General features: G+C 72.8%; 26 protein-coding genes and 1 pseudogene. 16 read left to right on the forward strand and 11 right to left on the reverse strand.

The features are described from left to right. Nucleotides 1-91: 91 nt before the first annotated feature. The 7 genes from ACZ6EM_RS04050 (at nt 92) to ACZ6EM_RS04080 (ending at nt 4,644) form a co-directional block, all read left to right on the forward strand. Nucleotides 92-697, forward strand: a complete 606-nt coding sequence (locus ACZ6EM_RS04050; protein WP_452177623.1) for a PadR family transcriptional regulator — start codon at nt 92-94, stop codon at nt 695-697. A gap of 89 nt (nt 698-786) precedes the next feature. After that, nucleotides 787-1,527 (forward strand): hypothetical protein, encoded by a 741-nt coding sequence (locus ACZ6EM_RS04055; protein WP_452177624.1) that lies wholly within the window; start codon nt 787-789, stop codon nt 1,525-1,527. Between the two features lie 260 nt (nt 1,528-1,787). Then, nucleotides 1,788-2,177, forward strand: a complete 390-nt coding sequence (locus ACZ6EM_RS04060; protein ID WP_465771600.1) for a hypothetical protein — start codon at nt 1,788-1,790, stop codon at nt 2,175-2,177. Between the two features lie 451 nt (nt 2,178-2,628). Beyond that, on the forward strand, nt 2,629-3,024 hold the full coding sequence (locus tag ACZ6EM_RS04065; RefSeq protein WP_465771601.1) for a hypothetical protein: 396 nt from the start codon (nt 2,629-2,631) through the stop codon (nt 3,022-3,024). Between the two features lie 95 nt (nt 3,025-3,119). Further along, the gene (locus ACZ6EM_RS04070) at nt 3,120-3,422 is read left to right on the forward strand and encodes a hypothetical protein (protein ID WP_401051589.1); all 303 of its coding nucleotides are present in this window, start codon (nt 3,120-3,122) and stop codon (nt 3,420-3,422) included. A gap of 289 nt (nt 3,423-3,711) precedes the next feature. Further along, the gene (locus tag ACZ6EM_RS04075; protein WP_401051592.1) at nt 3,712-4,089 is read left to right on the forward strand and encodes a hypothetical protein; all 378 of its coding nucleotides are present in this window, start codon (nt 3,712-3,714) and stop codon (nt 4,087-4,089) included. A gap of 12 nt (nt 4,090-4,101) precedes the next feature. Then, entirely contained in the window at nt 4,102-4,644 is a 543-nt protein-coding gene (locus ACZ6EM_RS04080; protein WP_465771603.1) for a hypothetical protein, read from the forward strand. 12 nt (nt 4,645-4,656) lie between these two features. Here the strand turns inward: ACZ6EM_RS04080 and ACZ6EM_RS04085 are convergent, their stop codons facing one another. Beyond that, complete coding sequence (locus ACZ6EM_RS04085; RefSeq protein ID WP_465771604.1) at nt 4,657-5,058, reverse strand: YybH family protein; 402 nt, start codon at nt 5,056-5,058, stop codon at nt 4,657-4,659. A 24-nt stretch (nt 5,059-5,082) separates the two neighbouring features. Between ACZ6EM_RS04085 and ACZ6EM_RS04090 the strand changes: the two genes are divergently transcribed. Beyond that, nucleotides 5,083-5,478 carry a winged helix-turn-helix transcriptional regulator gene (locus ACZ6EM_RS04090; protein WP_401051600.1) on the forward strand — a complete coding sequence of 132 codons (396 nt, stop codon included), beginning with the start codon at nt 5,083-5,085 and terminating at the stop codon, nt 5,476-5,478. Nucleotides 5,479-5,523: 45 nt separating this feature from the next. Here the strand turns inward: ACZ6EM_RS04090 and ACZ6EM_RS04095 are convergent, their stop codons facing one another. Further along, a complete protein-coding gene (locus ACZ6EM_RS04095) occupies nt 5,524-6,792 on the reverse strand; it encodes an alpha/beta hydrolase family protein (protein ID WP_465771605.1) in 1,269 nt (422 codons plus the stop codon). 214 nt (nt 6,793-7,006) lie between these two features. After that, nucleotides 7,007-7,960: a phosphatidylinositol-specific phospholipase C gene (locus ACZ6EM_RS04100; protein WP_465771606.1), complete on the reverse strand. Its 954-nt coding sequence runs from the start codon at nt 7,958-7,960 to the stop codon at nt 7,007-7,009. A gap of 277 nt (nt 7,961-8,237) precedes the next feature. Between ACZ6EM_RS04100 and ACZ6EM_RS04105 the strand changes: the two genes are divergently transcribed. Together ACZ6EM_RS04105 and ACZ6EM_RS04110 are read left to right on the forward strand one after the other, a co-directional pair. Continuing rightward, complete coding sequence (locus ACZ6EM_RS04105; RefSeq protein ID WP_401055580.1) at nt 8,238-8,591, forward strand: hypothetical protein; 354 nt, start codon at nt 8,238-8,240, stop codon at nt 8,589-8,591. Between the two features lie 95 nt (nt 8,592-8,686). Then, the gene (locus tag ACZ6EM_RS04110; RefSeq protein ID WP_452177632.1) at nt 8,687-8,953 is read left to right on the forward strand and encodes a hypothetical protein; all 267 of its coding nucleotides are present in this window, start codon (nt 8,687-8,689) and stop codon (nt 8,951-8,953) included. A 67-nt stretch (nt 8,954-9,020) separates the two neighbouring features. On the opposite strand, the pseudogene ACZ6EM_RS04115 reads toward ACZ6EM_RS04110, so the two are convergent. From ACZ6EM_RS04115 to ACZ6EM_RS04130, 4 genes and pseudogenes are all read right to left on the reverse strand, one after another. After that, nucleotides 9,021-9,473: pseudogene (locus ACZ6EM_RS04115) on the reverse strand (DUF6584 family protein); the annotation flags it as partial. Between the two features lie 33 nt (nt 9,474-9,506). Continuing rightward, nucleotides 9,507-10,349, reverse strand: a complete 843-nt coding sequence (locus ACZ6EM_RS04120) for a methyltransferase domain-containing protein (RefSeq protein WP_465771607.1) — start codon at nt 10,347-10,349, stop codon at nt 9,507-9,509. Nucleotides 10,350-10,563: 214 nt separating this feature from the next. Then, nucleotides 10,564-11,244: a ferredoxin gene (locus tag ACZ6EM_RS04125; protein ID WP_452177634.1), complete on the reverse strand. Its 681-nt coding sequence runs from the start codon at nt 11,242-11,244 to the stop codon at nt 10,564-10,566. A 183-nt stretch (nt 11,245-11,427) separates the two neighbouring features. Beyond that, nucleotides 11,428-11,865, reverse strand: a complete 438-nt coding sequence (locus ACZ6EM_RS04130; RefSeq protein ID WP_465771608.1) for an ArsI/CadI family heavy metal resistance metalloenzyme — start codon at nt 11,863-11,865, stop codon at nt 11,428-11,430. Nucleotides 11,866-11,998: 133 nt separating this feature from the next. Between ACZ6EM_RS04130 and ACZ6EM_RS04135 the strand changes: the two genes are divergently transcribed. The 5 genes from ACZ6EM_RS04135 to ACZ6EM_RS04155 are packed head-to-tail and all read left to right on the forward strand — an operon-like array spanning nt 11,999 to nt 14,763. Next, a complete protein-coding gene (locus ACZ6EM_RS04135) occupies nt 11,999-12,379 on the forward strand; it encodes an ArsR/SmtB family transcription factor (RefSeq protein WP_359897675.1) in 381 nt (126 codons plus the stop codon). Further along, nucleotides 12,376-13,536 (forward strand): ACR3 family arsenite efflux transporter, encoded by a 1,161-nt coding sequence (gene arsB, locus ACZ6EM_RS04140; RefSeq protein ID WP_465771610.1) that lies wholly within the window; start codon nt 12,376-12,378, stop codon nt 13,534-13,536. The genes ACZ6EM_RS04135 and arsB overlap by 4 nt, the downstream gene beginning before the upstream one ends. Further along, nucleotides 13,529-13,945, forward strand: coding sequence for an arsenate reductase ArsC (locus ACZ6EM_RS04145; protein WP_401051053.1), 417 nt, complete (start codon nt 13,529-13,531; stop codon nt 13,943-13,945). Before arsB ends, ACZ6EM_RS04145 begins: the two co-directional genes overlap by 8 nt. Beyond that, nucleotides 13,942-14,247, forward strand: coding sequence for a GNAT family N-acetyltransferase (locus tag ACZ6EM_RS04150; protein WP_465771611.1), 306 nt, complete (start codon nt 13,942-13,944; stop codon nt 14,245-14,247). The genes ACZ6EM_RS04145 and ACZ6EM_RS04150 overlap by 4 nt, the downstream gene beginning before the upstream one ends. 9 nt (nt 14,248-14,256) lie before the next feature. After that, complete coding sequence (locus ACZ6EM_RS04155; protein WP_465771613.1) at nt 14,257-14,763, forward strand: DUF2199 domain-containing protein; 507 nt, start codon at nt 14,257-14,259, stop codon at nt 14,761-14,763. Nucleotides 14,764-14,907: 144 nt separating this feature from the next. Here ACZ6EM_RS04155 and ACZ6EM_RS04160 read toward each other — a convergent pair whose 3' ends face one another. Next, on the reverse strand, nt 14,908-15,249 hold the full coding sequence (locus ACZ6EM_RS04160) for a hypothetical protein (RefSeq protein WP_401051048.1): 342 nt from the start codon (nt 15,247-15,249) through the stop codon (nt 14,908-14,910). Nucleotides 15,250-15,505: 256 nt separating this feature from the next. On the opposite strand from ACZ6EM_RS04160, the gene ACZ6EM_RS04165 reads away from it, so the two are divergent. Further along, nucleotides 15,506-15,889 (forward strand): VOC family protein, encoded by a 384-nt coding sequence (locus ACZ6EM_RS04165; protein ID WP_465771614.1) that lies wholly within the window; start codon nt 15,506-15,508, stop codon nt 15,887-15,889. An 88-nt stretch (nt 15,890-15,977) separates the two neighbouring features. Here the strand turns inward: ACZ6EM_RS04165 and ACZ6EM_RS04170 are convergent, their stop codons facing one another. The 3 genes from ACZ6EM_RS04170 to ACZ6EM_RS04180 form a co-directional block, all read right to left on the reverse strand. Continuing rightward, nucleotides 15,978-16,478 carry a hypothetical protein gene (locus ACZ6EM_RS04170; RefSeq protein ID WP_401051043.1) on the reverse strand — a complete coding sequence of 167 codons (501 nt, stop codon included), beginning with the start codon at nt 16,476-16,478 and terminating at the stop codon, nt 15,978-15,980. A gap of 311 nt (nt 16,479-16,789) precedes the next feature. Next, nucleotides 16,790-17,656 carry a DUF3592 domain-containing protein gene (locus tag ACZ6EM_RS04175; protein ID WP_465771615.1) on the reverse strand — a complete coding sequence of 289 codons (867 nt, stop codon included), beginning with the start codon at nt 17,654-17,656 and terminating at the stop codon, nt 16,790-16,792. 33 nt (nt 17,657-17,689) lie between these two features. Further along, entirely contained in the window at nt 17,690-18,787 is a 1,098-nt protein-coding gene (locus ACZ6EM_RS04180) for a hypothetical protein (protein ID WP_465771616.1), read from the reverse strand. Between the last annotated feature and the right edge of the window lie 144 nt (nt 18,788-18,931).

The raw sequence follows: 18,931 nt of genomic DNA on the forward strand, positions 1-18,931 counted from the left end.
TACCCGGCCGGCACGCCCCTGCACGCCCTCCGTGCCCGCCCGGGGCCGAGCCGGGCCCGCCGCCCGCGGTCGGCCCCGTACGATCGACCCCATGTCGCTGCCGCACGCCATCCTCACCGCCCTGCTGGAGAAACCGTCCTCGGGGCTGGAGCTGACCAGGCGGTTCGACAAGTCGATCGGCTTCTTCTGGCCCGCCACCCACCAGCAGATCTACCGCGAACTGGGCCGGCTGGAGGCCGCCGGACACATCCGGGCCCTCCAGCCGGAAGGGCCGGTGCGCGGCCAGAAGAAGGAGTACGAGGTCCTGCCCGAGGGCCGCGCCGAACTCGCCCGCTGGACCGCCGAGGGCGCCGCGCCCCGCGCCGTCCGGGAGCCCCTGCTGCTGCGGCTGCGGGCGGCCGCGGTGGTCGGCACGGACGGGCTGACGGCCGAGCTGGGGCGCCATCTCGCCCTGCACCGCGAACAGTTGGCCGACTACCGGGAAATCGAACGGCGCGACTTCCCGGCCGAGCGGACGGACCCCGGGAACCGGCTCCAGCACGCGGTGCTGCGGGCCGGCATCGGACTGGAGACCTTCTGGGTGCAGTGGCTCGCCGAGACCCTCGACGCCCTGGAGGCCCTCGAAGCCCTTCCGCCCGCCCCCTCCGCTCCCTCGGCCCCATCCGCTCCGTCCGCCGACCCCGCGAATGGGTCCTGACCAGCGGAGATACCCGCCCGCGCGCCCCGTCCGGCCCCCGGTGGGACACTGGTGGCTGTCCCTGCCCGAACCCTCGACCGGGGGCCCGTATGACTCGTCCCAGGCCCATCCACGCCCTCGCCGCCGCGGCCGCAGCCGTGGCGGTCGCCCTGGGCCCGGCCGCCCTGCCGGCATCGGCCGCACCCGCCCAGGACGCCCAACAACTGCCCTCCGCCGACCAGCTGAAGTCGGCCCTGCTGACCGCCGCCGACCTCGGCGCCGGCCACACCGAGATCCCGGTGACGCAGAGCCCCAGCCCCGGCGCGAACCCGACGCCGATGACGGGCTGCGCCGCGCTCAGCGCCCTGATCAACATGCACGCCACCCAGACCGGCACCGACGTCGCGCACGCCGCGGTCGAACTCGACGGCCCGAACGGCAACCCGATGACCACCCAGGTCCTCGCCGCCGAGGCTCCCGACCGGCTCACCGCCGACTTCAACACCGTCTCCGACGCCCTGAAGACCTGCCACAGCATCACCTTCAACGGCGGCACCGACGACGAGGTGACCTTCACCGTCACCCCGGTCACCCTCGGCGACCGCAAGGACGCCCCCGCCGTCCACCTCGACGGCACCCTGGCCGGCGTCCAACTCAACGGCTACGTCGGCATCGAGCGCTTCGGCACGGTCGCCATGGCCTTCGGCTTCTTCGAACGCCAGGCCACCTCCGAGCAGGCCGCCTCCATGCAGTACCGCACCGCCGTCGCCAAGGTCGAACGCACCCTCGGCACCCAGGCCGGCAGCACCGCCACCCCCACCGCCGCCCCCACCGAGGGCCAGCGCGCCTGACCCGCCCCCGCACGCTCCGCACAGCACCGCGGCCCCTTCCCGAACGTCCTGTACGTTCGGCGAGGGGCCGCCGTGGTCCACCGCCCAAGGGGGCGGCGGCTGCACGCGTCGGAGGCTCTGGTGATCGAGGAGCCACGGAGAAGGGGGGGAGAAGACGTGAGGTGCTTTCCGGTGAAACTCCGTACCGTTCTCGCAGGTCTGCTGTTCGGCGTCTGCGCCTGCACCGGGGTGCCCGGTGGACACGGTGCTACGGCCCGGAGTTGATCTGGCAGGCCGAGACTACCGGCGCCATCCGCTCGGCGTCGCCGAGGGTGGTTTCGCGTGGATGCGTTCCGCTCGCGGACATCGCTGCCAGGCCGCTCCCCGGAGTCGGAATCTTCATCGGTGCCAGCATGTACAACGGCCAGTGGTCGGTCATGCTGATGTCCAGTGGTGAGACGATCGATCAGATCTCCTGCCAAGGAGGGAGCTTTCCGGCGCGGAAGGGGTTCTCGATCACCGTCGACGGGGTGCTCCGCACCGTCGACACGGTATCCGTACCGCAGAGCCTCCAAGGCGAGTACCGGGTGGCAGTCCAGCGCGACGGCGCGGTTGCCGAGGATCGTGTAACGCTCGACATGGGGAAGATCGGCGACCGCGTGCAGTGCTGACCGGTCGGACGGTCTGCGCGGTCCCGCCTCCCCGTGCGGGATGCGGGACCCCGCTTCCTACCATGGGGCGCGGTTCACCGGGAACCGTGGTCCTTGGGAGGAATGTCAGGTTCACGGGTGCGTGGGAGTACGGGAAGGTGGAGGACGCGGGGACCGGGCGGTAGCGAAACTGTCCTCGGTGGAGGGAAACCTGAGGTGTGAGAGGCACTTTCAGTACGACAGTGCCAAGTCGGGCGACTGGCTCGGGACGACCGGTGTGGACGCCGGCCAGGAGCCGTTCGTCCGGCAGTAGTTCGGTGATCGTGACATCGTGTTGAACCCTGCCTTCGGGAGCGCCCCATCCGGCGAACGGATAGGGCGCTCCCGGTGTTTGCGGGTGTGCGGGAGATCCTTTGAGGGAGGGGCGGGAGACATGGCTGTCGGAAGGTGGTTTCCGAGGTCGCGGGAGGGGGTGGTCCTGGTGGTGGGGCTCGTGCTGATCGCCGGAGCCACCGGCTATCTGAAGCTCAGGCCGGGTGGGCCGGTGGCGAAGGACTACGTGGGCCGGTGGGCGGCGCGGGACGAGGTGATCGAGCTGCGGGAGAACGGGGCGCTCGGGGAGGTTCGGCTCGACGGCTACTTCTGCTTGAAGGAGCCCGTGGTGGGCGACGGCCCGCTCGGTGAGTTCCAGGGGACCTGGAAGGCGGGGAGCGTGGACGACGACGGGGCGGGGGTCTTCGTGACCCTGCGGAACTACAACCGCGGGCAGGACTGTCAGATCTTCCTGCAGGAACAAGGCAAGGGACCGGTGACCACGATGTCCGCCCAGCCTCGGGGGAGTGAGCAGCGATGCTTCTCAAGGGCGTAGTTCGTCGGAGCAGGCGGTACGGATCGGCGGTCGCCCTGGCGTCCGTTTTGCCGGTGGCGGTTGGGTGTTCGGCCGGGCCCGAGGAGAGGCCCCCGGTGGTCGGGGCGTGGACGTCGGGCATCGGTTCGATCCAGTTCCTGGAGGGCGGCAGGCTCGGCGAGGTGAGTCTGCTGCCTGCCGCCTGCCGTGGGGAGAAGTCGCCCACGCCGGTGCAGTTCACCGGCACGTGGAAGCATGGCAAGTTGGAGGACGCCGGGACCGGAGCGTGGGCCACGCTGACGTCCGGCGCCGGCTATCCGACGTGTGAGAGGTACTTCCAGTACTTCACGTACGAGGGGCAGGAGCGGTTGCAGCTGACCGGAGTCTCGATCGCCGATGATCCCTTCGTCCGGCAGTAGTTCACCAGCCGTCAGGGTGCATTACGACCGGCTCAGGGAGCGCCCCATCCGAAGGTCGGATGGGGCGCTCTGGGCTTCGTTGGTGGATGGGAGAGCTTTCGATGGAGGGGTGCGTGAAGGACCAACGAATCATCCTGCGGAGGCTGCTCGGCGGGCAGGGATCTCTAGCGGCTGAAGAGTCCGGGCTTACTGATGACGAAGTCCTGAACGGCTCCCGTGGCTCCGGAGAGGTGGAGCGGGGAATGCAGAGTTGATGGGCTCGTTCGGAGCGAGGCATGCGGGGCGGCGCGTGTCGATGGTGCTGGCATGTGTGGTCCCGTTGGCGGTTTCGTGCACGGTGGGGAAGGCGCCTGACCCGGCTGTCATCGGGACCTGGAAGGCGGGCGCCGCTTCGATCCAGTTCCTGGAGGGCGGCAGGCTCGGCGAGGTGAGTCTGCCGCCCGCCATGTGTCGGGGAAAGGAGTCGCCGACGGCCGTCAGGTTCACCGGTACCTGGGAGTACGGGAGGCAGGAGGATGCCGGGACGGGCGCAGTCGCCAGACTGGCCTCTGTGGAGGGAATCCTCACCTGCGAGCGGTACTTCCAGTATGTCAAGGGAGAAGCGGGGGGGGAGGCGCTGATTCTGACCGGTGTGGACACCCGCCAAGGACCGTTCGTTCGACAGTAGTTCGGGAGTGGAATGATCGGCTTCATGGATCGCCCTCGTGTGAAGCAGCGTTCAAGGCCTCGGGCCGCGCTGTTCGTTCCGGCTCTGGCGCTGATCACCGGCCTGCCGCTGGTGGCGTCCTGTACGGCGGCGGAGCCTCCGGCACCTGCGCCCGTGCCGACGCCGACGGTGCGGACGGACCTCGACCCGCTGACGCGCCGCTTTCCGCAGTTGGGTTCGCTGTCTGGGGCCACGTGGGTCAGCCGGGTGTTGACGCAGAACACCGGGCGGGGGGTTCCCGGACCGACTGACGTGAGCCTGGAGGGGGTGGCGCAGGTCGAGCCGGCGACGCTGGCGGCGATCACGTCGGGCGGAACGTGGGAGGAGACCGTCATCGAGTGCGGTGTCCCGGAGGAGATCGCCACCGAGGTGGGTGGCACGACCGGATGGCTCCACAGCACGGCCTTCGACAAGTCGATCACCCGGACCCAGTATTCGGGGAGCTTCTACTTCGACAAGCAGACCAGCCGGGTCTACTTCTGCACGGTCAACCCGAACGTGCGGACCGAGGGTTGAGTGGTCGCCCGGTCACGGCCGGGCGGCCGTGCCGAAGGGGTTGTCGATCACGTAGTGCCAGTGGCCGGCCGGGTCGCGGCGGGCGACGTCGGTGGCGGTGCCGGTGAGGTGGATGTCGGTGCCGTCGGGGGTGGTGCCGGTGATCTCCCAGTCGACGATGAGCAGGGCGATGTCGTCGGCGACGTAGGTGTGCCGGGGGCGGACGGTGATGGGCAGGCCGAGGGCGAGGAACTCGGCGTTGGCGCGCTGGAGTTCGGGCCCCGTGGCGGTGGCGCCGGGGGCGGGGACGAAGACCGCGCCGGGCTCGTAGACCCGGGCGAGCAGTTCCGGGCGGCCGGAGTTGAAGGCGGCGGCGAAGACGGCCGGGTGTTGTGCCGGGTCGGTGCTCGGGGGGAGGGTGGTGGGGTGAGTCATGCGAGCAGTGAAGACCGGCCCGGCGTGGGTCACCAAACGGGAAGTGACGGGTCGGGTGAGCGGGGCTGGGACGAGGAGCTGGTGCCGGACGGGCGCGGCCGCACCGCCCGTCCGGAGCCGGACTGTCCGGTGGAGGTGGCGCTCGCGGCGGTGGCCGGCCGGTGGACGACGCTGGTGCTGCGCGAGCTGATGCACGGGCCCGCCTCGTACGGGGAGTTGCGGGAGCGGCTGCCGGAGATCAGCTCGAAGGTGCTCGCGGAGCGCCTGCAGGCGTTGGGGGAGCGGGAGTTGGTGGTGCGGGAGCGGCGGCGCGGGTTCCCGGTGCGGACCTCGTACCGGTTGACGCCTGCCGGGGAGGCGCTGCGGCCGCTACTGGTGGAGCTGTACCGGACGGGCGTGGCGTTGGCGGGGCGCGGCTAGGGTCGGGCGGCCGCACCCCCGTGGCGGCCGCCCGTGCACGAGGTCCTACGGGTGGTGGACGACCTCCGGGAAGGCCTTCGACGGGCCGTCGAGCAGCTTGCCGCAGTGGCGGCCCCGCAGGTGGAGGTCGAAGAAGGCGCGCGGGTAGGCCTGCTGGATGAGGACGCCGCGCTCGGGGTCGAGGGTGCCGACCTGGGACTGGATCTGCTCCTCGGTCAGGCCGATCAGCCGGCCCGCCTGCGGGATCAGCGTCATGTTGTCGCCGTACGAGTTGTGCACGGCGCCGGTGGCCTGGACGTCGAGGCGCCAGCCGCGCAGGTGGCCCCAGAAGGTCGCGATGTAGGGGCTGTTCGCCCGGGTGTAGTTGGCGGTCATCATCATGAACGGACGGTCGATGTCGGTGGTGATGGCGGGGTTCGACTCCATCCGCCCGTCCAGGGTCAGCCCGGCGCGGATGCGCTGGTCGGCGACCATGGCGAGGCCGACGGCGGTGCCGCCCTTGGACCAGCCGAAGGCGCCGATGTTCCGGGCGTCGAGGCCGCCGAGCAGGCCGTTCGGCAGGGTGCGGCCGTCGACGTCGGGGTTGCGGCCGTTGGCGAGGTCGACGACGCGGTCGAGCAGGAAGAGCAGGTCGGCCGCGTAGTCCCTCGGGTACAGGCCCGGGGCGACGCCGTCCCGGGTGACGACGGTCCCGTCCGGGAATTCGGTGATGCCGTCGTGGGTGTGGTCGACGGTGACGACGGCGAAGCCGTGGCTGGCCAACTCCTGGACCACGATGGTGTGGTCGCCGCGGTGGCTGCCCGCGCCGTGCGAGTACAGGATGACCGGCAGCGGCCGGCCGGCCCGGTGGACGGGTGCGCCCTGGTGGCCGGCGGTGAGCGGGGCGAGCGAGAGCGGGAGGGGGAAGCCGACGTCGTCGAGGAAGGCCTTGAGGGCGCCCTCGGTCATCCAGGGGGCGAGCGGGTAGGCGGCGGCGTCCGCGGTCCGGGCGGGGTACCAGACGGTGGCCATCAGCTCGCGGAACGTGCCGGGCCGGGCGTTCGGGTCCAGCCGGGACTCGTCGCGCAGGTGCAGCGGCACCATGCCGACCGGGAAGGGGCCGGTGGGCGCGGTCAGGGTGAGGCGGGAGGGGGACGCGGCGCCGGAGGAGGGGGCGGGAGCGGCGGCCGGGGCGGCGGCGGGAGCGGCCGAGGCGGTGCGGGCGAGGCCCAGCGGCGCGACGGCGCCGAGGGCGAGCGCGGTGCCCAGCATGCGGCGGCGGGTCGGTCCGGTACGGCGTGCGGTCGGCGTGGTGTCCAGCGGCGTGGTGTCCATGCGTGGAACGCTGTCATGCGGGCCGGGTGGGCAACATCAGCCCGTCGATTGATCCTCCGTCACGTCGTATTGGCCCACGGGTTTACATCCTCGGGCTGATGCGGACGGCCCCAACAGGCACCAGCGAGCCCCAACAGGCATCAATGAGTACCAACCGGCACTCGGCAGGCGGCAACGCGGCAGCGCCGGGGCGACGCCGCGTTGCCGGCCGTGATCAGATGAAGTTCTTGTCGATCAGCATCTGCAGGACGTTGACGTGGAAGTCCGGGAAGTCCATCGGCACGATGCCGAACCGGGCGCGCTGCTGGGTGCGGGCGTTCAGGTATGGATAGACCGTGCGGTCCATCAGGGCCTGCGAGCTGCTCTTCGGCCAGTAACCCCCGGCGTAGGAGAGGAAGTTGACGAACATCTTCGAGTGGCCCGGGGTGAGGAAGGCCTTGTCGAACTGGGCGACGATGCGCCGGCCCTTCGTCCCCAGCGGGTCGAGGCCGCCGGTCTGCCAGAGGTCCTGGGTGTCGAACCAGCCGTTCTCGCCGCTGGACCAGTCGATCAGGCCCCACGGGTTGGCGAAGTCGGCGATCAGGACGACCTTCCCGCGGGCGGTGGCGAGGGTCGGCCACCCGTAGAAGTGGAACAGGCCGCGGTAGCCCAGGTCGTCGAAGTAGTGGTTGACCCGCCGCATGAACTCGGTGTCGTCGAGCGACTGGCCGCCGGCGCGCTCGTTGCGCAGGCGCATCAGGACGGTCTCGCCGGGGTGCGACTGGAGAAAGGTTCGGCACCGGTCGAGCACGTCCTGGAGCCGGATGTGCTGGTAGGCGTCGGAGTGGTAGATCCCGAGCTCGTCGGGCGCGCCCTGGAGGCCGTTGCAGCGGATGTCGAGGAAGCGGACTCCCTCGGTCAACTGCTGGGGGATTCCCCAGTTCTGGGTGTGCGACCACTCGGTGCCGTAGGCGGGGTTCTCGCAGCAGGAGTCGTGGGTGCCGGGGATGGTGAGGTCGAGCAGGGAGAGGTCGCCGCTCAGGCGGCTCATCCAGCTGTCCGTCGGCAGGCCGCGCGGTGTCGTGGCGCCGGTGGCCGCCCACGCGGTGCCAGGCAGGGTGAGGCCCGTGACGGTGGCGGCGCCCAATCCAGCGCCCCACTTGAGAAGTTCACGACGTGCGATGCCCATGGTGCGGCTCCTCGGGGTCCGGTCGGTGCGGTGCAATACGGTGCGGTGTGGCGAAGTGCGGTCGGTCGTGCGAGGGGGCGTTGTCATCCTGGAGTACGCGGGCACAGCTTTGACAGGTCCGTGACGCCGAAATCCGGGGCTGTGTGTCGTCGGGCCCACGCGTGTTCGGGTCCACGCGTGTTCGTGCCCGGGAACCGCGCGGGACTCCGGAGGCGTGTGCGTCCGGGAACGTGGGCGTGGGCGTGGGCGAGGGGGACCGGCGGGGATGGCGGCATCGGTGGAGCGCAACAGATCGCACGGCTGCGGGTGGTACGCCGCCGGACCGCTGCTCGCGGCGGCGGTCACCGTCCTGGGGGCGCTGCTGGTCGCGCGCAGGTGGGCGGACTGCCCGCGGGGGATGGACATGCCGACCCGGGCGTCGATGGCGCTGAGCCTGCCGGTCGGCTGGATCGGCATGACCGTGCTGCTGGTCCTCCTGCAGGCCGTCCTGGTGGCCGTGCTGCCCGAGGGCACCGAACCGGAGGTGAAGTGGGTGGTGCTGGTGGTGGCGGCCGTGCTGCTGTTCCTGCTGTACGTCTTCGGGATGGGCTCCCCGGACACGGGGCCGGGCGGCTCCTGTTACCGCGGCTAGCGGATCGGCCCAGGCCCGGGGGCCCGCGCCACCGGACCCCTCGGCGGGGTGAAGATCGAAATGCGCGGACGGCCGCCGCCCGCCACGGTGGGACCGTGGCTGCGATCGTCGTCCTCTTCGAAATGGCCCCGGAACAGGCCCTCGGCCCCGAGGGCGTCGGCCCGGGCGTGGTCGCGGTGCACGCCGCCGGCCAGGATCCGGACGTCCCGGAGGACCCGCAGGCGCGCACCCTCTGCGGGCTGGACACCGCCCCGATGGAGCACGCCCACTACCGTCCCGCCCGGCCGGGTGAGCCGTGGTACCCGCCCGAGCTGGAGCAGCAGCGGTGCCGGCTCTGCGAGGCGGCGCTGCACCGGCTCTGAAGCGAGGGGCCGGGGGCGCCGGAGTACCGCAGTGCCGGCGCCAGAGTGACCAGCGGACGAAGGTGACGACACCGAGCACCGCGAAGCCCGGGAGCACCAGACCGGCGAGCACCAGACCGGCGAGGACCAGAGAGGCGCAGGCCGGCAGCCCGGCCGGCTCCTCCTGGGCGGGGTGCCGGGCGCGGTCGTGCACGCGCTGCCAGTGGACCGGGCGGCCCGCCCGTGCGGAGGCCGTCTCGCGGAGCCCGGCCGGCCTGGCGCGGGCGGTCCCGGTCCGCGCCGACCGCTCGGGGCCGCGCCGGGCGAGGGCCGCCATCCGGTCGAGCGGATCGGGGTGGTGGGCCTCGAAGGCCGCGGTCCCGGCCGGGTCCCGGTCCGTGTCGAGGTGCGCCCAGCGGCCCGCCTCGGTCGGCTCGCCGGACAGGCGGTAGATCCAGGCCGGCCGCCGCCTCGCCGTGAGGCCCGCCGGGTACGAGGCCGCCAGGCCGCCGCAGGCGTAGCCGCGCGTCGGCCTCCTCAGCGGCCGGTCGGCGCGGCTGGCCGACGGGTTCGCTCAGCGGGGCCGGTGGGCGACCGCGGCGAACATCGCCACCGACAGGTGGAACGTCCCGTGCTCGGCGGCCGCGTCGAGGTCGGCGTAGAGCCGGTCGCGCTGCTCCTCGGTGATCAGGCCCCGGCCGACGGCCGCCGCGCCGATCCCGTGGACGATCGGCCGGGTGACCGTGCGGGAGTCGTGCAGCAGGACGTCGGCGCCGAGCTGATCGACGGCCAGTCCGGCCTCGGCCAGCAGGCCCGCGAGGCGGCGCCCGGCGTCCGGGGTGGCGGCGGTGCCCTCGGCGACGGCGGCCAGCGCGGGGCGGATCTCCGGGGCGGCCGGGTGGAGCACGAAGGTGGCCCAGTCGGTGTCCAGCAGTGCGACCCGGCCGCCCGGACGCAGCACCCGGGCCATCTCGGCGACGGCCTTCGCCGGATCGGGGAGGTGCTGGAGGACGCGCTCGCACCAGACCACGTCCAACTCGCCGTCGGGCAAGGGCAGGTCGCGCGCGTCGCCGTCCAGGAAGCGGGCCGCGCTGCCGGCGTCGGTGGCGCGCTGCTCGGCGACGGCCCGGAGCCCGGGGTTGGGTTCGAGGCCGATCGCGCTGCCGGTGGCGCGGTCCGTCGCCCCGGCCCCCGGGGCGACCGCGGCCGCGAGCACCTGGGTCTCCGACCCGGTGCCGGCGCCGATGTCCAGCGCGCGCTCCCCGGGGCGTACGGCGAGCTGTGCGTGCGCCCACGCGCGCAGCCGCCGGACCCCGGGATTGGCCGCCTGGGCGTCCAGCACGGCGATCAGCCGGTCGGTGACGGCCGGGTCGGTGTTGGCGGCGTTGAAGGCCGAGGTGGGGTGCGGGTCGCTCATGGCCGTCACCCTAAAGGAATGTGACGCTGCGTCAGTGACCACCCCACCGTGGCCTCCTGGATCGGTGCAAGGTGTTCACGGCGGCGCGGACGGTCTCCTCGAAGGCGGGGACGTCGGGCCGGGTCCGGTTGCTCTCCCGCTCGGCGATGGCGACGGTGCTGCCGTCCCGTCCCACGCCGAACGGGAAGTCGCGGTAGCCCGGGGGCGTGGGCCGTCAGAGCTCCGGGAGCGCCTCTCCGGCCTGCGGCTCGCGGCCCTCGGTGAGCCGGAACAGGTAGCCGCGCAGGTAGGCCTCCAGTCCGTCGTCCAGGTAGGCGGCGTACTGCCGCAGGGCCTCGGGTTCGTTCCGGCCGTCGTCGCCCAGTTCCAGCTCGCTCGTGATCCAGGCCCGCACCTCGTCCCGGCGCGACCACCAGTCGCGCACCGCCTGCGGGGTCCAGTGACAGTCACCGTCCCAGGCGTAGCCGCCCTGCGGTTCGCCGTGGGCGATCTCCACCAGGGCGGCCACCTCGCGGGGGTTGGCGGGCTGGCGGTGGACGAACTCGCAGTGCTCGTCGTCCGAGAGCACGAGCTCGGGGAGGTAGTACGGGCCGTTCAGCCCGCTGTCGGTCTCGCCGGCGTAGAACGGGCCCGGCACGTTCAGCCGGCTGCGCTGCTCCCAGCGGCCGTCGCCGACGGAACCGGTCATCTCCCGGGCGGTCGGCAGCGGGTCCCAGTAGGCCTGCTCCTGCCACGGGCCCTCCACCGGGTAGCGGAGCAGCCGCCCGCGCATCCGCTTGGCGGCCTCCCGCAACCGCGCCTCGTGCGAGAGCGGTGCGGCCCGTCGGCTGCCCCGTGCCCGGTTCAGGAGCCGGGTCCACCGGCCGGCCAGTCCGCCCATCTGCGTTTTCCCCATGCGGCTCACCCTAGGCGTGGCGCCGGGAGGCCCACCCTGGGCCGTGGCACCGGACCGGCCCGGCCTCGACCGAAGCCGACCTCGACGAAGCGGCAGTGCGCTCGGCGGCGGACGGGACCGGGCCGACGTGAGCCGCGGGGCGGAGTGGGAAGTCGGCCGGGCCGACTTCCCACTCCGGGCGGTTCAGCGGGACGCCTCGCCGGTGCCCGTGCAGCAGGCCTCCGGCGCGCCGGCGGCGCTCTTGCCGAGGCTGTCGGCGTCGGCCTTGACGACGTAGACCTCCCAGGGCTCCTTGCCGGGGGCGGTCACCCAGACCTTGTCCTGGACGGCGTAGCAGCAGGAGGTGTCGTTCTCCTCGAAGGTGGCGAGGCCGGCCTCGCGCAGGCGGGCGGTGGCGGCGGTGACCTGCTCGGTGGAGGCGACCTCGACGCCGAGGTGGTCGAGGCGGGTGTCCTCGCCGGGCTCGCCCTCGATGAGGACGAGCTTCAGCGGGGGCTCGGTGACGGCGAAGTTGGCGTAGCCGGGGCGGCGCTTGGCGGGCTCGGTGCCGAAGAGCTTGGAGTAGAAGGCGATGGAGCCTTCGAGGTCGGCGACGCGCAGGGCGAGCTGGACACGGGACACGGTGGCCTCCAACGGGCAGGAAGGGCTCGAAGGGCTGGAAGGGCTGGAAGGGAGCAAAGGGACTGAACGAGCCTGTATCGATGTCTGTCGATTCAGCCTTGCATTCTGGATCGATATTCGTCAACATAGAAGCATGTCGAAACAGGAACTCCCGCTGCTCGATCGGGACGACGCCGCGGACGGCTGCTGCCCCCGGCTGCTGAGCGCCCCGCTGGACGCGGACCAGGCCGCCGAACTGGCGCCGCTCTTCAAGGCCCTGGGCGATCCGGTGCGGCTGCGGCTGCTGTCGATGATCGCCTCCGGCGCCGGCGGCGAGGTGTGCGTCTGCGACCTGACGCCGGCGTTCGACCTGTCCCAGCCGACGATCTCCCACCACCTGAAGCTGCTCCGGCAGGCCGGGCTGATCGACTCCGAGCGCCGCGGCACCTGGGTGTACTACCGGCTGGTCCCCGAGACGACCGACCGCCTCGCGGGCATCCTCACCCGCCGGGCGTCCCTCGGCGCCGCCGAGTGAGCGCCGACGCCGGGGCGCCCGGCCCGGTGGCCGGCCGGCTGTCGTTCACCGACCGCTACCTCGCGCTGTGGATCCTCGCCGCGATGGTCCTCGGCATCGGCCTCGGCCGGCTCGTCCCCGGCCTGGGCGACGCGCTCGCGAAGGTGACCGTCACCGGCGTCTCCCTGCCGATCGCGTTCGGCCTGCTGGTGATGATGTACCCGGTGCTCGCGAAGGTCCGCTACGACCGCCTCGACACCGTCACCCGCGACCGCCGCCTGCTGCTCCCCTCCCTGCTGCTGAACTGGCTCGTCGGGCCCGCCCTGATGTTCGCCCTCGCCTGGCTCCTGCTGCCCGACCTGCCGGAGTACCGCACCGGGCTGATCGTCGTCGGCCTCGCCCGCTGCATCGCCATGGTGATCATCTGGAACGACCTGGCCGGCGGCGACCGGGAAGCCGCCGCCGTCCTCGTCGCCCTGAACTCGCTCTTCCAGGTGGTCGCCTTCGGCGCGCTGGGCTGGTTCTACCTGTCCGTGCTGCCCGGGTGGCTCGGCCTGGAGCGGACCGCGCTCGACGTCCCGGTGTGGGAGATCGCCCGCAGCGTGCTGATCTTCCTCGGCATCCCGCTCGCCGCCGGCTACCTCACCCGCCGCCTGGGCGAGAAGGTCCGCGGCCGCGCCTGGTACGAGACGGCGCTGCTGCCGCGCATCGGCCCGTTCGCGCTGTACGGGCTGCTGTTCACGATCGTCGTCCTGTTCGCGCTCCAGGGCCGTGCCATCACCGCGCAGCCGCTGGACGTCGCCCGGATCGCGCTGCCGCTGCTGGTCTACTTCGCCGTCATGTGGGCCGGTTCCCTGGCACTGGGCCGCGCGGTGGGACTGGACCACCCGCGCGCCACCACCCTCGCGTTCACCGCGGCGGGCAACAACTTCGAACTGGCCATCGCCGTCGCCATCGCCACCTTCGGCGCCGCGAGCGGCCAGGCCCTCGCCGGAGTGGTCGGCCCGCTGATCGAGGTGCCCGTCCTGATCGGCCTCGTCCACGTGGCCCTCGCCGCCCGCCGGTACTTCCCCCGGCCCGCCACTGTCCCCGCCACCGTCCCTGCCCCCGCCACCGCCACCGCCCCCGCCACAGCCCCCGAACCCGCCCCCGAACCCGAAGGTTCCGCCCGTGTCTGAGTCCAAGCCGTCCGTGCTGTTCGTCTGCGTGCACAACGCCGGCCGCTCCCAGATGGCCGCCGCCTTCCTCACCCGGTTCGGCGGGGACCGGGTCGAGGTCCGGTCGGCCGGGTCGGCGCCCGCCGACGGCGTCAATCCGGCCGTGGTCCGGGCGATGGCCGAGGTGGGGATCGACCTCTCCACCGAGACGCCCAAGGTGCTCACCGTCGAGGCGGTCCGGGCCTCGGACGTGGTGATCACCATGGGCTGCGGCGACGCCTGCCCGTACTTCCCCGGAAAGCGCTACCTGGACTGGCAGTTGGCGGACCCGGCGGGCGAGGGCGTCGACGCCGTCCGCCCGATCCGCGACGGGATCGAGCAGCGTGTCCGCGCCCTGATGGCGGAACTCGGCATCGAGGCCGTCGCATGAGCGGGGTGGTGAACGTCGCCGCGATGACCCCGGCGCACGCCGCGCAGGTCCTGGAGATCTACCGGTCGGGCATCGACGGCGGCGACGCCACCTTCGAGACCGGTGTGCCGAGTTGGGAGGAGTGCGACGCGGCTCGCATGGTCGAGCACCGCCTGGTCGCCCTCGACGGGTTCGACCGGGTGCTCGGCTGGGCCGCGGTGGCGCGGGTGTCGGAGCGGAGCGCGGCCCACGGGACCCCCACCGCACCGCCGTCCGAACGGCCCGCCGGACCACCCCCGAACCGCCTCGGACCAGCCCGTTAGGCTCGCTCCATGACTGCCGACCACCACCACACGTGCGCGTGCTGCGCGGAACGCCACGACGGCCCGCCGCTGTCCTACGGGGCTCCGGCGCCGGTGGGCTGGAAGCCGCGCTACTCCCGGCGCCGGGACAGCGAGCTGACCGCCGACCAGTGCGTGGTCAAGGGACGGCACTTCTACGTCCACGGCCTGATCGAGATACCGGTGCGTGACAGCGGCGACACGTTCTCGTGGGGCGTGTGGGTCTCCTTGAGCGAGCAGAACTTCGCCCGGACAAACGACCTGTGGGACGACCCGGTACGGGAGCAGGAGCCCCCGTACTTCGGCTGGCTCTCCACCGAGCTGCCCGTCTATCCGGACTCGACCCTCCTGCTCAAGACCCACGTCCACACCCGCGCGGTCGGCCAGCGTCCGCTGATCGAACTGGAACCGACCGATCATCCCCTCGCGGTCGAGCAGCGCGACGGGATCACCACCGGCCGCGTGCGGGAATTCGCGGACCTGCTCCTCCGGGGCTGACGGCCTCCGGCCCGCTGACGGTCCCCGGCCGCTGCTTCCCGCCGACGGTCCGCAACAGCCGGCCGCGGTGCGCGGTGCACGCCGCGTGGTGCACGCCGCGCGGTGCCGTGGCCGGCCGGTGCGCGCACGGCCGGTCGGTGCGTGTCAGACACCGACCGCGGTGCCGGCGTGGGCGGAGGCCGCCTGGTACTCGTCGTCGCCCTCGAACCGGGCTTCGCAGCCGGTGGCGAGGGTGCTGGCGACGATGACCGGGTCGAGGATCTTGGAGCCGGAGTTCAGCTCGGCGATCCCGCTCTGGTCGGTGGTCGCGGAGCCGACCCGCTGGCCGCTCGCCGTGCTGTAGAAGGTGATCTGCCGCCCCACGATCGGCTTGCCGTCCATGTCGGTCAGCGTGGCCTCGAAGTCGCCGCTGATCGGAGCGTGGGCGACCACGTGGCCGCTGACCGTACGTGCCGTGAGCTGGACTGGCTTCTTCTCGGAAGTCATGGTGTAACCTCCCGGATGCTCTGGGCTACTACTTCCACCGTAGGTGCCTCCGTGACGGCCTGCACGCGGGCAGTGATGCCGCAGGTCGGAGGGGCGGTGGGCGGTCGACGTCGGGCGGTGGTCGAGCGGTGCCCCGTCGCGGGTCGGCGGAACCGGAGCCTGACGCCCCTCCCGACGCACGCCGCCCGGGCCGCACGGGCGGGAGACCGGGGCAACCCGGTGGAGTTCGGGGCGGGGATCGGGGAGACTCGCGCGCATGGTTTCGGTACTGCAGAACGTGGCGATCGACTGCGCGGACGCCTATGAGCTGGCGCGCTTCTGGAGCGGTGTGACCGGCAGGCCGCTGGACCCCGACTGCCGGCCGGGGGACCGTGAGACCCAGGTGCTGCTGGCGGAGGGCCCGGTGCTGTACTTCAACCAGGTGCCCGAGGCGAAGACGGTCAAGAACCGGGTCCACCTGTGCCTGCGGCCCGAGACCTCGCGCGATCAGGAGGTGGAGCGGCTGCTCGGCCTCGGCGCCGGCCTCGTCGGCGACCACCGGAACCCCGACGGTTCGGGTTGGGCGGTCCTCGCCGATCCCGAGGGCAACGAGTTCTGCGTGCTGCGCAGCGACTCCGACCGGGCGGCCGCGCACCCGTGAGGGCGCCGGGTCGGGCCACGCGTTCACGGCGCCGGGGGCGGACCGGATCCCGACCACCACGGTGACGGTCGACACCGCTCGCGGCGGGTCACGGAGAAGTGGGCCGCCCGCGCTCCGGGTGCCGGTGCGACCAGGCCCCGACGCCCAGGGCCGTCCCGATCCCGAGGAACGCGCCGACCCCGGCCGGCGCGATCCACCCGGTGATCGGTGCGGCCGGGGCGCCGCCCTCCCCGGGGAGGGCGAGCAGCCCGGTGAGCAGGCCGTACGGGACGAGCAGCGTTCCCGCGCAGGCCAGGGCGAGCAGCGGCCTTCGCGGGAGCTTCCGTCCCCAGGGCCGGACGAGGGCGCAGGCGAGGAGCAGCCCGGTCAGGGCGAGGACGGCCGTGAAGTCGACGCCGTGCCGTTCGAGCAGGACGAGGGCGCCGGGCGCGCCGTTGCGGGTGAACTCGTCCGCCATGTCGAAGCCGTCCGCGAGTCCGGCCCGGCCGCCCGCCGCCCAGTAGGTCTTGACGGCGATGTAAGGGACGGTGGCGGCGGCACCCAGGGCCACGACCCTTCGCGCTGCCGCCGGTGTCGGTGCGTGCACCATGTCTCCTCCTGGGGCATCACCCGCGTCGGCCGCTGCCGCCGGGTGGTTCCACAGTGCCGCGCCCGGGGAGTCGGGTCGTCCTTCCCGGGGCCCGGCCGCAGGGCGGTCCGTCCCTCGCGCGGGGGAGGAGTGGGAAGTCGGCCGGGCCGACTTCCCACTCCCGGTGCTTCGGCGTGCGGTGGGGGCGGCGCGTTCGGGTTCGGCCCGGACCGGTCCTGGCGTTGGCGGTGCGGACGGCGGGAAGGACGCGGAGTCCCCTCAACGGCCCACCGCCTTCCCGGCGGCGGGCCGTTGGCGTGTGCCGTCGGGCGCTACAGGCGGAGCAGGACCACGCCCGTGACGGTCGTCGCCGCGGTGACGACCAGGACCGTCACCGCGCAGCCGACGTTCCCCGCCACGGACCGGCGGGTGGCCGCGAGGTCCGGCGTGAAGTCGGCCGGGTCGGCGGAGGAGTAGTGGATCGTGAGGTCCCCGCCGACCGGGACGGCGGAGTCCGGCAGGCCCGAGGGGTAGTAGGCGGTGACGGCCGTCCCTTCCTCGGTGGTGAAGGCGACGACCGGCGTCCGGCTGGTCCGGGTGTCGCCGTCCTGGTCGGTCTCGACGTTCCTGAGGACGGCGACGACCCGCCCCGGGACGGACAGCATGGCGGCCAGCTCGGCGAGCCGCTTCTTCATCGTCTGCTTCTCCCCGGGCAGGTAGAACGCGCCGAGGACGGTGACCGGACCGCAGGTCGCGACCAGGGCCCACGGCCAGCCCCGGTCGATCGAGAGGACGACCACCAGCCCGACGTAGATCAGGAACACCGCGGTGTGGGGCCAGGCGAGCCCCCGCCGCCCCGCCTGGAGGTCGCTGACGAACCGGAAGGCGTGCGGCCTCCCGCGCGGATAGCGGATTCCGACCTCCCGGCCCACCCAGGCCGTGCTGATCCGGTCGCCGGTCCCGCTGTCGTTGGTGACGACGAACTCCTCGCCGGTGGAGGGTTCCTGGAAGCGGACGACCACCGCTATCCCGTCGTTCGAGGAGCTCCCGTCGCGCGGCTCCCCCACCCGTTCGATCCGCCCTTTCACCCGTACGGCCCGCTGCGCCTTGGTCAGGCCGGCCAGCGACCGGCCGTACCCGACCAGCGCCACGGCGCCGAACACCCCGCACCACAGGGCCAGGATTCCGTGCCAGTTCATGTGTGCCCCGCTCCCGTCCGTCCTGTCCGTGGTTCAGTGCGCCGAGGTGCGCCGCAGCACCCGGCCCTGTCCGTCCGCCTCCAGCACGGCGGCGCCCCCGGGCCCGGCCACGGTGACCGTGATGGTGACGGAGCCGTTGGTGCGGAGGACGGTGATGCTCCAGGCCTGCGGGGCGTGGACGCCGAGGGTGGTCCTGGCCTCGTCGACCAGGGCCGGGAACCGCTCGTAGGGCAGTGACACCGGATCGAACTCCCGGGCCTTCGAGTCGGTCGAGGAGAACGTCAGCGCCAGCAGGCTGTCCGTCACCTGCAGGGTCGTCACCGGGCCCGCTTCGCCGTTGCGCGTCAACGAGTTGACGGCCCGCCCCAACTCGCCCTCGTCGAGGAAGGACTGCCCGGGGCCGAGCACGACGGTGCCGGACCCGGCCGTCACCACCTTGGTCGACCACGACGAGGAGGCGGAGGCCGAGGGGCTCGCGAAGGAGGACGGCGGGCCGGCGGGCTCGTCCTCGAACAGGTCCACCCGGAACAGGAGGACGACGGCCGCCGCGGCGAGCAGCAGACCGAGGAACCCGAGGAAGGGGACGGCGCAGCTGTCGGGCGGCTCGCTCACCTTGGTCGAGGCGGGCGCGGAGTCGAGCAGCGCCCCGGCCGCCCGCTCCTCCCACACCGGGGTCGGCCGCTTCACGATGCGCACGGCTGCCGGCCGGTCCGGCGGGTAGCGGACCACCAGGACGCCGCGCGGCCGGTAGTCGGGGAGGTCGGCGACGTGGATGTCCTGGGTGAACTCCACCCGGAACGCGGGGCCTTCGTCCGGCACGACGGTGAGGTCGAACCGCACCGCCAGGTCGGTCACCTCGCCCTTCGGGACGTCCAGGCTCTCGATCATCGCGAGCGCCGTCCGCGGGACGACGGCTGCCTCCCGGGCCCGCCGCGGCACGCCGGCGAGGAGGAGCAGCAGGCCGTAGACGATGGGAAGGCCCATGCCGGCGATGAGCAGTGCCACCTTGTCGACGACGACGCCGACGACCATTGCGGCGAGCGATCCTCCGATCACGCTTCCGGTCAGGAAGCCGCGGGCGAGGGCGACCGGCGTGTTGCGCGTGGGCGGCGCACCGGTGGTGATCGTCATACCGGTGATTGTGCCGGGCGGGAGCGACGGCGGACAGGCCCGGAGCCGACAAGCTTGCGCCGTCCCAGTGAACCCCGGAACCAGTCGGGGCGACCCGCGTGCCGCCGGCCCAACCGGCCCGCCCTGCACCTAACTTCACGGCGG

The sequence above is a fragment of the Kitasatospora sp. NPDC041917 genome, from assembly GCF_055589745.1.